Genomic DNA, 14395 nt, shown 5'->3' with positions numbered 1-14395 from the left:
TCATAAAATTACATATATCGACAAACTCACATTTGTACTATAATAGAAATTAGAAAAATCTGTACGTTATAAAATTTGAGGTGAAGTCGAGTGTTACGTGGATTCTATACTGCTACAGCGGGGATGATTTCTCAGCAGCGCCGCATGGAAATGATGTCGAACAATCTGGCAAATGCCAATACGCCTGGTTATAAAGCGGATCAAGGTTCATTAAGATCTTTCCCTGATTTACTCTTACAACGAATGGAGCAAGCAAACGGTACGAAAACATTCAGTCCTATGTCGAATCCGAATAATCCAGTACGACTTAGTACTGGTGTGTACTTGCAAGAAACGAAGCCTAAACATACACAGGGTGACTTGCGTCCTACCGGAAATGATACAGATCTTGCAATCCTAAACCAAAACCTTCCCGAGAATGCTTCGGTTTATTTCACGGTGGAGCAAGTAGATGGCACCCCGCGCTATACAAGGAACGGAAACTTCTCCATTGATCCTGATGGCTACTTAACAACAAATAGCGGTCTTTACGTGTTGGATGAAAATGAAAACCGTATTCAGATAAGGTCACGCTCAATGCTTGTTCAGCAAGACGGCACGATTCTTGAAGGCGATATTCGAAATACGCGTCTTGGAATAGCACTTGCCAATAACCCAGATGAGCTTGTTAGAGAAGGTAACGGCCTATACAGAACTGCAGAAGATGTTCCTCCTCTTCAAAATGCAGCAGGAGCACCTGGAGTGGACTATTCCATTTCACAAGGTCATATTGAACGATCCAATGTAGACACCGCCCAAGCGATGAGTGATATGACTGCCGCCTACAGAGCATTTGAAGCCAATCAGAAGGTAATTCAAGCCTATGATATGAGCATGCAAAAAGCAGCAAATGAAATTGGTCGCATCAACTAAAAAGCCCTTAACGGAGGGAGAAAATAAATGAATAGAATCATGCTAAATGCAACAAATACGATGAATCAGCTACAAAAACAATTGGACTTAATCTCACACAATGTGGCGAATGTGGATACAGTTGGATATAAACAGAGAAGTGCTTCCTTTCAAGAGTTACTTGCCCAACAATCGAATAACCAGCCACTATCACAATATGATAACCAAACGGCCCGTCAATCTGAGCTAGGCATTAGAGTTGGCTCTGGGTCAGGATTAAGTAAAACACAGCTTCACTTAACCCAAGGACCTATGAAAGCGACGGATCGTATGTTAGACTTTGCACTGACAAAGGAAGATCAGTTCTTTACGGTTCAAGTTACGCAAAATGGGCAAACTAGTACACAATTTACACGAAATGGTGTATTCTATTTGTCGCCAATCAATAATGCAGAAGTAATGCTTGTTACTTCTGAAGGACATCCGGTGCTGGATAGTGACGAGCAGCCAATCATCCTGCCGGAAAATGTGAAGGAAGTCAAACTTCAGGAAAGCGGCATTCTTTCTGCCATTATGACAGATGGACAAGCCATTGCACGTGAGCTTGGGATGGCAGAGGTGATTAGACCGCAGATGCTTGAGGCGAGACCAGGTTCTCTTTATGCGCTTCCTCTAGCAAATGTTGCCGACCCGGAAGCCGTGGTAGGATACATACAAGGTGGAGCGCGTCAGGATATCCGCATGCAGCAAGGTGTGTTGGAGCAGTCCAACGTTGACCTTGCTTCAGAAATGACGGAGCTGACGTTAATGCAACGTTCGTATCAATTTAATGCTAAATCTGTCCAGTTTGCAGACCAGATGATGGGACTTGTAAACGGATTGAAATCATAATCGTTTAGGAAATCCAAGAAAAAGGAGAGGTTGCGCAATGGAGCAAGAAACAGGCAAAAAGAGCTTATCCAGGGAAGAGTTGCGCAAAGCTCAAAAAAATAAAGCAAGTCAACAAGAAGAAGTAAGTGCAACAGAAGAACGTCCCAAAAAATATAAGTTTCGAATCCGACTTATCCCAATATGGCTACGCTTAATCATAATGGTAGTTGTCATGGCAGTGGCGGTAGTTGCTGGGGCGATGTTCGGGTATGGGGTGCTAGGTGGCGGCAATCCGATGGATGTACTCAACAAAGAAACTTGGCAGCATATTCTCGATCTGGTTAACAAAGAATAAGGGAGTCCGACAAAGGACTTCCTATTTTTTATGCCTTCCTATATAATTATAAGTAACTATTAGTAGGAGGTCATAAAAACATGCTTGAAATTAATGAAATTAAAGCGATCATTCCACATAGATATCCGTTCCTTTTGATAGACAGAATCGTTGAAATCGAAGAAGGACAACGTGCGATTGGCATCAAAAACGTAACAGCTAACGAAGAGTTCTTCAACGGACATTTCCCTGAGTTCCCGGTAATGCCTGGTGTACTTATTGTTGAAGCATTAGCCCAAGTTGGAGCAGTAGCAATGCTAAAAAAAGAAGAAAACAAAGGACGCCTTGCATTCTTCACTGGTATCGACAACTGTCGCTTTAAGAAACAAGTAGTTCCTGGGGACCAGCTTCGCCTGGAGGTCGAAATGACTCGTGTACGCGGCAGCATCGGGAAGGGCAAGGGAGTTGCGACGGTTGACGGACAACTTGTTTGTGAACTGGAAATGATGTTTGCGCTAGGACCAAAGCAGTAATTTGAAGAAATTTGTAAATAACATGTAAGCTTTCTCAAAAAATGGGGAATATAAAAAGGGACCAAGCAACATGAGCTAAACAGGTCTTGAAATTCCATTTACGAAAGGAGAAGGTTTATATGAACAGCAAATGGTTATTGAAATTAACTGGTACTGCTTTAGCAGCGATGCTAATTACAGGATGTGCAGCAAACAATCAGGATGTTCCTCCGCCAGAAGAAGAGCCACCAATGGAAGAACCTGCAGATCCTGAAATGGAAGATGAGAACAACATGGAAGAAGACATGGAGCAAGACGAAGAGAACATGGAAGAAGATATGGAAATGGAAGAGGAAGAAGACCAGCAGTAATCTCTTTCATAAAACGGGGGCAGTGCAAACTGTCCCTTTTATTGTGTGTTTAAGCAACCCTTCGGGTTTCTAGTAAAGAGACGCGAAGTTCTAGTTGCTTAGTTCACAACCTTTAGTAACTCACGACAAAATATTCCACCAACAATTAACCACTTTTTAATTCTACTTCTTTCTTTAAAATCATAAATAACCCCCAAACTTCACACAATGCATAATCCAAATATATACAAATAACCCAATGTTCTAATATATTCGACAAAATACCCATTTCATTCGACAAAAGTCGATATAATTGTAAATATTTACACAGGGCTTTATGACGATTTGAAAGAAATTCCTCTTTTATTACAGATAAATTACAATTATTATGTAGATATATGTTAGAAATTGCCCTATAATAGTTCAGTATGGAAATAAAAGAATAAATTTGTAGAAAAAATAAACTTTACCAGTAACGAGTAAATTTCGGAGGTTAACATGGAAGAAACTATCAGTCTCAAAGAATTATTTCACACGATAAAGAAACGTCTTTCGCTCATTGTCCTCATTACGGTTGTACTAACCACGGCTAGCGGACTTGTGAGCTACTTTTTATTAACGCCAGTCTACCAATCTTCTACTCAGTTATTGGTAAATCAAGAAAAGACAGATCAAGCCGCCTATAATACAGGCGACATTCAAGCCAATATACAGTTGATTAATACATATAATGTCATTATCAAAAGTGCAGCAGTCCTTGATCTAGTAAGTGAAGAGTTAAACGGTGCTTATAATTCATCTGAACTAAACAATATGATTACAGTTGGAAGCGTTCAAAACTCTCAAGTATTAACGTTAACAGTGGAAAGTACGGATCCTGTTATGGCAGCAAATATCGCTAATAAAACAGCGGAAGTTTTCCAAAAGCAAGTCGTTTCCATCATGAATGTGGATAATGTAAATATCTTAGCTGCAGCTCAAGTTGGAGAAAATCCTTCACCAGTCAAGCCTCAGCCAGTATTGAATATGGCCATTGCATTTGTAGTTGGATTGATGGCGGGTGTAGGTCTAGCTTTCTTACTAGAATTCTTAGACAACACAGTGAAAACAGAACAAGACATTGAAAAACTATTAGGTCTTCCTGTTCTAGGAACGGTAGTTCTAATAGATGATAAAGATATTCAAGAAGCACAAAAAATTGCGAGAAAAGCTACAAGAACGAGAGGTGAGACCGTTGGCTCTTAAGAACTTAAAGAAAAAACAAAAATCAAGTGCTACAACTAGTCGTCACTTGATTGCAGACAAATTGCCGAAGTCCCCGATCTCTGAACAATACAGAACCATAAGAACGAACATCCAGTTCTCATCTGTGGACAAGAACCTGCGCTCCATCATGGTGACATCCTCAGGTCCATCTGAAGGGAAGTCCACAACCGCAAGTAATATGGCGGTAGTATTTGCGCAACAAGGCAAGAAGGTTTTATTCATCGATGCTGACCTGCGTAAACCTACAGCACATTACACTTTCCAACAGAATAACGTAACAGGATTAACAACTGTCCTCACAAGACAGTCACTATTACGCGAAACTATCAACACCACAAGAATTGACAACCTGGATATCCTAACAAGTGGTCCAATCCCACCAAACCCTGCTGAATTATTAAGCTCTAAGGCACTAGAAGAGATGCTGGCTGCTTCGTATCTGCAGTATGATATGGTAATTTTTGATACTCCTCCTGTACTTGCAGTAACAGATGCGCAAATCTTAGCAAACAAGTGCGATGGAACCATCATGGTTGTGGCAAGTGGAGCAACAGAAAAAGATAATGCACAAAAAGCCAAAGAATTATTAGATTCAGCACAAGCTAAACTACTAGGCGTTGTGTTAAATGGTAAAAAGAAATCGGACGGTGCACTCTACTATTATTATGGAGGGAAATAGCCAAAAAGGGCTATTCCTCTTCTTTTTATGATTTTTTAGTTACTTTTAACCTATTAAATTTACAAAAAAATACAAATAAAAAGGAGGTTCCACCTTGACGTATAAAAAACGGCTTTCATTCCTAATTTTAGTTGATTCCCTAATTGTCCTGTCTTCTATTTATGTGAGTTTCTGGATGTTGATCCCGGATACCAACATCTTTAGTTCCCAAACATTACTATTAAGCTCTTTGTCACTAATCATTTGGCATCATTTATTTGCTTATACATACAAGCTTTACCATAAAGCATGGGAATACGCTAGCATCGGTGAATTAATGGGAATTCTGAAAGCTGTTACTTATTCAGTCGCAGTAACTGGGTTTGTACAGTTGTTGGTAGTTGGCAATGTGTATGGAAGAGCGTTGATAATCACATGGATGCTCCACATGATTTTTATCGGAGGTTCCAGATTTTCCTGGAGAGTCTATCGCGACTTCTATTATAAAAAGTCTACCGATAAGAAACGTACATTAATTGTAGGTGCTGGAGCTGCAGGTAGCATGGTGGCAAGGCAATTGCTGCAAAATAGAGAAGCTGAGTTATTGCCAGTTGCTTTTGTGGATGACGATGAAAAGAAACATAAACTTCAAGTATTGGGGATTCCAGTACTCGGTAGTGTGAAAGATATTGAAACAATAGTATCTAAGCTAGAAATAGAAAATATTATCATTGCGATCCCGTCACTCGGTAAGAAAGACATCAATACCATCTATCAAGAATGCGTAAAAACAGATGCCAAAACAAAAATCATACCGATGCTAGAGGATCTCATGTCCGGAAAAATATCCGTTAATGAATTCCGTGACGTGGAAGTGGAAGACCTTCTTGGAAGAGACCCAGTAAAATTAGATATGGAAAGTATCTCAGAATCCATTACAGGAAAAACAGTCCTTGTAACAGGAGCAGGGGGATCCATAGGGTCAGAAATCTGTCGTCAGATATCAAACTTCACACCTGAAAACCTAATATTGCTCGGTCATGGTGAGAACAGCATTTATTCTATTGAGTTAGAACTTCGTGCAAAATACGATACAACTATTAACATCTTTACTGAAATTGCAGACATACAAGATAGAAGCAAAATCTTCAACATTATGGAAAAGTATATGCCGGATGTAGTTTACCATGCAGCAGCACATAAGCATGTGCCATTGATGGAACGCAACCCAGAAGAAGCAGTTAAGAACAACATCTTTGGTTCTAAAAATGTGGCAGAGGCGGCGGATACATTCGGAGTAAACACATTTGTGCTCGTTTCTTCCGACAAAGCAGTGAACCCTACTAATATTATGGGATCTACGAAACGATTTGCCGAAATGGTCGTTCAGCTGCTCGCACAGGAAAGCAAAACAAAATTTGTAGCCGTTCGCTTTGGGAATGTACTTGGGAGTAGAGGAAGTGTAATCCCTCTATTTAAAAAACAAATTCAAGCTGGAGGTCCGGTAACGGTAACTCATCCCGATATGACCCGCTATTTCATGACTATACCAGAAGCTTCAAGATTAGTAATACAGGCAGGTACTCTAGCGCGAGGCGGAGAGGTATTCGTCTTAGATATGGGCGAACCGGTCAAAATAGTCGATCTGGCAAAAAATCTTATCACTCTTTCCGGCTATTCGATTGAAGAGATTGGGATTAACTACTCCGGTATCAGACCAGGAGAGAAAATGTATGAAGAACTACTAAACGAAAATGAAATCCATAAAGCGGATATCTTCCCTAAGATTCATATTGGGAAAGCACCATTAAAAGAGGAAGAAATATTAAGTTACTTCTTAACAAACTTCGAAACGATGAGTGAACCTGAATTAAGAAAATATCTACTTTCTGTTGCGAATAACAAAGAAGATGATTTAAAGCACTTATATAAAAGAAAAGTTTCGGTTTAAGAGGAGGATGAAGAGGTGCAAAAAGTAAGAAAAGCAATTATTCCAGCTGCAGGATTAGGCACGAGATTCCTTCCTGCGACAAAGGCTCAGCCAAAAGAGATGCTTCCAATTGTAGACAAGCCTACCATCCAATTCATCATTGAAGAAGCGGTGGCTTCAGGAATTGAAGATATCATCATTGTAAGCGGACGTGGCAAGCGTGCAATTGAAGATCATTTTGATAAGTCATATGAGCTAGAAGAGACATTAGCGAAAAAAGGTAAGTTTGAACAGCTAGAAGAAATCCAAGAAATCTCCAAACTTGCAAACATTCATTACATCCGTCAAAAAGAACCACTTGGGCTTGGACATGCAATTGGATGTGCAAAACGCTTTATCGGAGACGAGCCATTTGCGGTATTGCTGGGAGACGATATTGTTTACTCCCCAGAGAAACCATGTTTGAAGCAATTGATTGAAGTATACGACCGTTTTAACTCTTCCGTTTTAGGTGTACAACAAGTACCGATAGAGGATGTATCCAAGTATGGCGTTATCTCTAAGAAGAACGGTGAAATTGATGAGCATTGCTTCCATATTGATAGCTTAGTAGAAAAACCAAAGATGGAAGATGCACCATCTAATCATGCCATCATGGGGAGATACATACTTCGCCCTGAGATATTCGACATTTTGGAAACACAAGCACCTGGTGCTGGCGGAGAAATTCAGCTTACAGATGCAATTAAAGAATTAAACGAAAAACAGATGGTCGTTGCTTATGAATTCAGTGGAGTACGTCATGATGTTGGTGATAAGTTTGGGTTCATAAAGGCCCAGTTGGATTTTGCTTTGGAGCGAGAGGATTTACGAGAGCAAATTCTAATGTATATGGAACAGTTGTTGGAAAAGGCTAATACAAGTGTATAAGTGAAGGAAGTAATAACAAGGTAATGTCTCCTTACCTTTATCAATGGAGGCACTCGGTTGCACTGTGGGTGGGGGGAATCCCCACCTTAGATACGAGGAGTTATCAATGGTGTGGTGTGAGGTGGGGTTAAATGCCCTGTTTTTTTATGTTTTGGTAGATTAGTAGTTCGTTGGATTATGTATTCCGAATAAGTACTAAGCTACTAAAAGAAATAGAAGTGAGGTAAATCAAATGTCATATTTAGTTGTAATTGCACATCCAGATGATGAAGTGTTAGGCGCAGGAGCTACCATGTACAAGCTTGCACAGGAAGGTCACTCTGTGAATGTTTGTATTCTTTCAGGTGATGTGAATGCGAGAAACCACCGTCCAAGTACTGAAGAGTTGTATGCAGATGTAGATAGTTCTATGGAGATTATCGGTGTAGATAAAGTAATTTATGGAGATTTCCCAAATATTGAGTTTAATATGGTACCGCATTTAAAGCTTGTACAATTTATTGAAAAAGCAATTATAGAAACGAATGCAGATGTGATTTTCACGCATCATCCTGCAGATTTAAATAACGATCACTTACATACATCACTAGCATGTCAGGCTGCAGCAAGGTTATTCCAGCGCCGAAGTGATGTTAAGCCACTAAAAGAATTATTGTTTATGGAAGTGCCTTCGTCTACAGAATGGGGGCTAAACAAATCCATGAATCAATTCTCTCCAAATACATTTGTTGAAGTGGGAGAAGAGAGTGTTGATAAGAAAATAGCTGCGTTAGCACAGTACCGTGGTGTGATGAGGGATTTTCCACATCCAAGAAGTAATGAGGCAATAAAAGGACTAGCTGCATACCGAGGTGGACAAGCGGGAATGATATATGCAGAGGCATTTGAAAGTGTATTAAGAAGAGGACTCTAATGAAAGGATGAGGTAAATTGAAGAAAAAAATAGCATTTGCGACATGTGTCCAGTTAGGACTTAGTTGCATTGAAGAAATATACCGCGTAGGTGGCAACTTAGATTTACTCATCACTCTTCATGATGAGAAAGCAAGGAATAAGTCGGGAAGAATCTATTTGGATGAGGTTGCAACTAAGCATGATGCACCATTACTAAAAATCAATAATATTAATGATCAGAATGTACTTCAAGCATTAAAAGATCACCAAATAGATTGGCTATTCATTATCGGTTGGTCACAAATAGCCAAAAAGGAAGTTCTTGAAGCACCTACCTATGGCTGTATTGGTATGCACCCTACATTATTACCTACTGGTAGGGGACGAGCAGCAATACCCTGGGCAATTATTAAAGGCTTAGATGAAACAGGTGTAACGATGTTTAAGTTAGATCAAGGTGTTGATACTGGTGACATTATTGGCCAAGGGGTAATAGAACTGGATCAAACTACAACAGCTACAGAGCTCTATCAAAAAGTTGACGATATGCATATTACACTTATAGCAAAGTATTGGGAAGATATTGTTAATAATAACATTACACTAACAAAGCAAAATAATATTGTTGCTACTGAATGGCCTGGAAGAAAGCCTGAAGATGGCGAAATCCTAAGTAACATGACTGTAGATGAAGCAGATAAATTGATTAGAGCTGTTACACACCCGTATCCAGGTGCATTTTACAAAGATGGAGATAAAACTATTAGAATTTGGTCAGGTAAAACAAGCGATACTGATGGAGAAATAGAACTTAGCGACGGTTATTTGAAATTAATAGATTATGAGATAGAGGGATTGTAATGGAAGGGAAAAAGATTCAAAGATCTATAAAGAGAACGATGGATATTGTAATCTCATTGGTTGTGTTAATTCCTTTTCTACTAATATGGGTAACGATTGCGATTTTAGTTAAAGTAACTTCAAAAGGACCCATATTTTTCTTGCAAGATCGACCAGGACTCAATAAACAAATATTTAAAGTATATAAATATCGAACAATGAAACCAGGGTCAGATGTAATGGTTAAGGGTCAAGAAGTTAAGAAAGATGATGACAGAATCACTTATATTGGAAAGTTTTTGAGAAGATCTAAACTTGATGAAATTCCCCAAATATTAAATGTACTAAAAGGGGAAATGAGTCTTGTCGGTCCAAGGCCTGAGAGAATTGCTTCCCTTGTGGATTATGATGATGAAATTTCTAAAAGACTAGACATGAGACCTGGTATGACAGGTTTAGCACAAGTGAGCGGAAATATTCATTTATCTTTAAAAGATAGGTACAAGCTGGATGTTTATTATATAGAAAACTATAGCTTATGGCTTGATTTAAAGATTATCATGAGAACAATTGGAGTAGTTGTGCTAGGGGAAGATAGATACCTTGACAAGAGTTTAGTCAATATTAAACATGAATACAATGAAGTGGCAGCTACAAAAGAGGAGGCTGTTTCCATTGAAGAAGATTCTAGTAACAGGAGCGAATAGCTATATAGGTACCTCCTTTAAAAGTTGGGTTTCTCAATATCCAAATGAATACATAGTAGAAACTTTGAGTGTAAGAGATAATCGATGGAAGGAAGGCACATTTAAAGAGTATGATGTAATATTTCATACGGCAGCTATTGTTCATGTGAAAGAAAATAATTCAGATCAATACTATAAGATTAATAGAGACCTTACTATAGAACTAGCTGAAAAAGCAAAAAAAGAAGGAGTTAAGCAGTTCATCTTCTTAAGTACTATGGGGGTTTATGGTACGGAAACAGGACATATAAAAAATACTACAGTCCCTGTACCAAAGACACCTTACGCAAAGTCGAAATATGAAGCGGAACAGTTACTTGAAAAGCTAAGAGATCATAACTTCCGCATATCCATTCTAAGACCACCAATAGTTTATGGCAAGAATTGTCCTGGTAACTATAGTAGACTAGCAACTTTGGCTTTAAAAGCACCATTCTTTCCTAATACAGTTAATGCGCGAAGCATGATCTATATTGATAATTTATCTGAATTCCTTAGGTTATTAATCAAATACGAGGTTGATGGATTATTCTTTCCGCAAAACAAAGATTATATAAGTTCCACTAAATTAGTAAAATCTATTGCAGATGCTCATGGGAAACCTTTGAGAGTAACGAGCATTATTAATTGGGCTATAATATTAGGCCTTAAACGGTCAGAAACATTTAGAAAAGTCTTTGGCTCTTTAGTTTATGACAGAGAGTTGCCAGGTAGTCCAGGGACTTTGCTGAATAATAAGAGATTAGATTATGAGACTGTATCTTTTAAGGAATCAGTTATGAGTACTGAAGGTAGGGAGTAATAAAATGAATAAAAAGAAAGATGTCTTATTTTTATGTCAGTATTTTTATCCTGAATATGTTTCGTCTGCAACACTACCTTTTGATACTGCAGAAGCACTTGAGAAAGCAGGATTTTCTGTTGGCGCGTTAGTGGGTTATCCTGAAGAATATAGTCTTAAAAATAATGTCCCGTTGAAAGAAAGTCATAAAGGCATTGAGATCAAAAGATTAAAATATATTCAACTAAAACGTAGTAATATTGTTGGAAGATTGATTAACTACTTTTCTTTCACTCTCTCAGCTGCATTACGCCTAAATGAATTAAGAAAGTATAGGGTAGTAGTTGTTTATTCTAATCCACCAGTATTACCACTAATAGCAGTTCTAGCTTCTAAGCTTTTTAATACTAAGGTTGTATTCATAAGCTACGATGTATATCCAGAGATGGCTCATATTACTAATAGTATTAGGGAACATAGCATTATAAGTAAAACAATGAAATTAGTTAACATGGGTGTATTTAAACATGTAAATAAAGTAGTAGCTTTATCAAATGAGATGAAAGCATATCTACTTAAACATAGAACAAAGTTATCTGAACAGCAAGTTGAAGTAATACCAAATTGGTATGAAGATAGAGGGATTTCTGATTCTAAAGATGCTTTAGAAAACAAGTTGTTTCGTTCAATAAAAGAAGATGACAACCTCATAGTCTCCTATTTTGGGAATATGGGTATATGTCAGGATCTTGATACGTTAGTGAATGCAATTCGCCACTTCAAAGATGATAGGAAGGTTCAATTTGTATTTGCTGGACACGGAAATAAGATGGATATCTTGAAGGGGATAGTACTAAAAGAAAAATTAGATAATGTAAGTATATTTGATTTTTTACATGGTCAAGATTTTCAGGATGCACTTAATATTAGTGATTGTTTCATAGTAAGTTTGGTAAAAGGGTTAACTGGCTTAGCTGTTCCTAGTAAAACATATAGTTATATGATGGCTAGCAAACCTGTTATAGCCATTATGGGAGAGGATTCTGATATAGCGAAGGACTTAACAGAAAATAATGCGGGTTATGCCATGGAAGTTGGGGAAACCCCGAAATTAATAAATTCAATTAAAGAACTTCGTGATGATAAGGAAAAATGTAAAATTATGGGCGGTAATTGTAGGGATGTTTTCCTTAAAAAGTATACTAAAGAACATTGTACTCAACAATATGTATATTTGATGAAAGAAATACTGGAGGGCTAAATATGTTTAAAGATAAAACTTTATTAATAACAGGTGGTACAGGTTCATTCGGAAATGCAGTTATGAAAAGATTTTTAGATACGGATATAAGAGAAATTCGTATATTCTCAAGAGATGAAAAGAAGCAAGATGATATGAGAAAGCTTTATAAAAACGAAAAACTTAAATTTTATTTAGGGGATGTACGTGATTTAGCTAGTGTAAAAAATGCAATGTATGGTGTTGATTACATCTTTCATGCTGCTGCACTTAAACAGGTACCTTCCTGTGAGTTCTTCCCATTAGAAGCTGTAAAAACAAATGTGATTGGTACGGAAAATGTTCTAACTGCTGCTATTGAAAATAACGTAAAAAAAGTTATTTGTTTGTCTACTGATAAAGCAGCTTATCCTATTAATGCAATGGGTATCTCAAAAGCAATGATGGAAAAAGTATTTGTTGCAAAGTCAAATACTGTAGATTCGAGTAAAACGCTTATCTGTGGAACTCGATATGGAAACGTAATGGCGTCAAGAGGTTCCGTAATCCCTCTATTTATTGAACAAATAAAAAACGGACAACCATTAACAGTTACTGATCCAAGTATGACTAGATTCTTAATGAGTTTAGAGGAAGCAGTAGAACTAGTAGTATTCGCATTTGAAAATGCCGAGGCGGGTGATATTATGGTCCAGAAATCCCCAGCATCGACTATTGGCGAGTTAGCGAAAGCGTTAACGGAATTGTTTAATGTTGATAATGAAATAAAGGTAATAGGTACCCGACACGGTGAAAAGTTATATGAAACTCTTCTAACTAGAGAGGAACATGTAGTCGCACAAGATATGGGAGGGTTTTACCGTGTTCCTGCTGACAAGCGAGATCTAAACTATGATAAATACTTTGTAGAAGGTGATCAGAAATTATCTTCTGAAGATGAGTATAATTCACATAATACTGACAGGTTATCAATAGAAGCCATTAAAGATAAGTTATTAATGCTTGATTATGTTCGTGAAGAGCTGAAAGGCTGGAACAAATAATGAAAATACTTGTTACTGGCGCAAAAGGCTTTGTGGGGAAAAACCTAATCGCAGAACTAAAAAACCGAAATTATGGATATATTTTTGAATACAGTAGAAAAACAGACCCTTCATTACTTGATGAATACTGTAAAGAAGCTGATTTTGTGTTTCATCTTGCTGGAGTAAATCGTCCTAAGGATCAGTCTGAATTTATGGATGGTAATTATGGGTTTACTTCGACACTACTGAAAAAGTTAAAAGAGCACCAAAATACTTGTCCAATATTAATTTCTTCTTCTATTCAAGCTGAACTAAGTAATCCATATGGTAAAAGTAAAAAAGCTGGCGAAGATTTGCTTTTTGAATATAGGAAAGAAACAGGGTCCACAGTATTTGTTTACCGTCTTCCTAATATATTTGGAAAATGGTGTAAACCAAATTATAATAGTGCAGTAGCTACATTTTGTTACAATGTTGCTCACGAACTACCAATTAACGTTAACGATCCTAGTGTTCTAATGAACTTAGTATATATTGATAATGTAGTAGAAGAATTCATAAATGCTCTAAATAGAAAGGCAAATATAATTGGAGATTATTGCAAAGTTCCAGTCGTACACAAGATTACACTTGGAGAAATTGTTGATTTGATTTACTCATTCAAAAGTAGTCGTGATGAACGCTCAATTCCTAATATGTCCGACTCTTTCACCAAAAAATTATACAGTACTTACTTAAGCTACTTGCCAAAAGATAAGTTTAGTTATGACCTTAAGATGAATGTAGATCAAAGAGGGTCTTTCACTGAATTTATAAAAACACAAGATAGAGGGCAGGTTTCAGTAAATATATCTAAGCCTGGAATAACAAAGGGCAATCATTGGCACCATACAAAGAATGAGAAGTTCCTTGTGGTAAGTGGGAATGGAGTTATTCGATTTAGAAAAATTGATAAAGATGAAATTCTGGAATACTTTGTTAGTGGAGATAAGTTGGAAGTCGTAGATATTCCTACGGGCTACACACATAATATTGAGAATCTCGGTGATTCTGATATGGTTACAATTATGTGGGCGAATGAGTACTTTAATCCAGCGAAACCAGACACCTATTTCATGGAGGTATAAT

At 37.6% G+C, this 14395-nt stretch carries 16 protein-coding genes; all 16 read left to right on the top strand.

From position 1 onward, the window contains the following. The first annotated feature begins 90 nt into the window (after nt 1-90). The 16 genes from K7887_RS20445 to K7887_RS20370 all read left to right on the top strand — a co-directional run bounded on the left by K7887_RS20445 (nt 91) and on the right by K7887_RS20370 (nt 14394). On the top strand, nt 91-912 hold the full coding sequence (locus K7887_RS20445; RefSeq protein ID WP_223491457.1) for a flagellar hook-basal body protein: 822 nt from the start codon (nt 91-93) through the stop codon (nt 910-912). Between the two features lie 27 nt (nt 913-939). Next, nucleotides 940-1782, top strand: coding sequence for a flagellar hook-basal body protein (locus K7887_RS20440; protein WP_223491456.1), 843 nt, complete (start codon nt 940-942; stop codon nt 1780-1782). A 37-nt stretch (nt 1783-1819) separates the two neighbouring features. Further along, nucleotides 1820-2116 carry a DNA-directed RNA polymerase subunit beta gene (locus tag K7887_RS20435; protein ID WP_223491455.1) on the top strand — a complete coding sequence of 99 codons (297 nt, stop codon included), beginning with the start codon at nt 1820-1822 and terminating at the stop codon, nt 2114-2116. An 80-nt stretch (nt 2117-2196) separates the two neighbouring features. Further along, the gene (gene fabZ, locus K7887_RS20430; protein WP_223491454.1) at nt 2197-2628 is read left to right on the top strand and encodes a 3-hydroxyacyl-ACP dehydratase FabZ; all 432 of its coding nucleotides are present in this window, start codon (nt 2197-2199) and stop codon (nt 2626-2628) included. Between the two features lie 119 nt (nt 2629-2747). Continuing rightward, entirely contained in the window at nt 2748-2978 is a 231-nt protein-coding gene (locus tag K7887_RS20425; protein WP_148965337.1) for a hypothetical protein, read from the top strand. Nucleotides 2979-3455: 477 nt separating this feature from the next. Next, the gene (locus K7887_RS20420) at nt 3456-4202 is read left to right on the top strand and encodes a YveK family protein (RefSeq protein ID WP_223491453.1); all 747 of its coding nucleotides are present in this window, start codon (nt 3456-3458) and stop codon (nt 4200-4202) included. Beyond that, the gene (locus tag K7887_RS20415; protein ID WP_399208835.1) at nt 4192-4902 is read left to right on the top strand and encodes a CpsD/CapB family tyrosine-protein kinase; all 711 of its coding nucleotides are present in this window, start codon (nt 4192-4194) and stop codon (nt 4900-4902) included. The genes K7887_RS20420 and K7887_RS20415 overlap by 11 nt, the downstream gene beginning before the upstream one ends. Nucleotides 4903-4996: 94 nt before the next feature. Continuing rightward, the gene (locus tag K7887_RS20410; RefSeq protein WP_223491452.1) at nt 4997-6832 is read left to right on the top strand and encodes a polysaccharide biosynthesis protein; all 1836 of its coding nucleotides are present in this window, start codon (nt 4997-4999) and stop codon (nt 6830-6832) included. Nucleotides 6833-6847: 15 nt separating this feature from the next. Further along, entirely contained in the window at nt 6848-7741 is an 894-nt protein-coding gene (gene galU, locus K7887_RS20405; protein WP_223491451.1) for a UTP--glucose-1-phosphate uridylyltransferase GalU, read from the top strand. Nucleotides 7742-7973: 232 nt separating this feature from the next. Further along, nucleotides 7974-8654: a PIG-L deacetylase family protein gene (locus tag K7887_RS20400; protein ID WP_223491450.1), complete on the top strand. Its 681-nt coding sequence runs from the start codon at nt 7974-7976 to the stop codon at nt 8652-8654. A gap of 17 nt (nt 8655-8671) precedes the next feature. After that, nucleotides 8672-9496: a formyltransferase family protein gene (locus K7887_RS20395; protein ID WP_223491449.1), complete on the top strand. Its 825-nt coding sequence runs from the start codon at nt 8672-8674 to the stop codon at nt 9494-9496. Beyond that, a complete protein-coding gene (locus K7887_RS20390) occupies nt 9496-10182 on the top strand; it encodes a sugar transferase (protein WP_223491448.1) in 687 nt (228 codons plus the stop codon). The genes K7887_RS20395 and K7887_RS20390 overlap by 1 nt, the downstream gene beginning before the upstream one ends. Continuing rightward, nucleotides 10151-11023 (top strand): NAD-dependent epimerase/dehydratase family protein, encoded by an 873-nt coding sequence (locus K7887_RS20385; protein WP_223491447.1) that lies wholly within the window; start codon nt 10151-10153, stop codon nt 11021-11023. Before K7887_RS20390 ends, K7887_RS20385 begins: the two co-directional genes overlap by 32 nt. 4 nt (nt 11024-11027) lie before the next feature. Further along, nucleotides 11028-12263, top strand: a complete 1236-nt coding sequence (locus K7887_RS20380) for a glycosyltransferase family 4 protein (RefSeq protein WP_223491446.1) — start codon at nt 11028-11030, stop codon at nt 12261-12263. Nucleotides 12264-12265: 2 nt separating this feature from the next. Beyond that, the gene (locus K7887_RS20375) at nt 12266-13285 is read left to right on the top strand and encodes a nucleoside-diphosphate sugar epimerase/dehydratase (RefSeq protein WP_223491445.1); all 1020 of its coding nucleotides are present in this window, start codon (nt 12266-12268) and stop codon (nt 13283-13285) included. Further along, nucleotides 13285-14394, top strand: coding sequence for a capsular polysaccharide biosynthesis protein CapF (locus tag K7887_RS20370; protein ID WP_223491444.1), 1110 nt, complete (start codon nt 13285-13287; stop codon nt 14392-14394). Before K7887_RS20375 ends, K7887_RS20370 begins: the two co-directional genes overlap by 1 nt. Nucleotide 14395 lies beyond the last annotated feature (1 nt).

It is taken from the genome of Sutcliffiella horikoshii (genome assembly GCF_019931755.1).
Lineage (GTDB): Bacteria > Bacillota > Bacilli > Bacillales > Bacillaceae_I > Sutcliffiella_A > Sutcliffiella_A horikoshii_E.
This window is presented reverse-complemented; position numbering and strand designations above follow the sequence as displayed.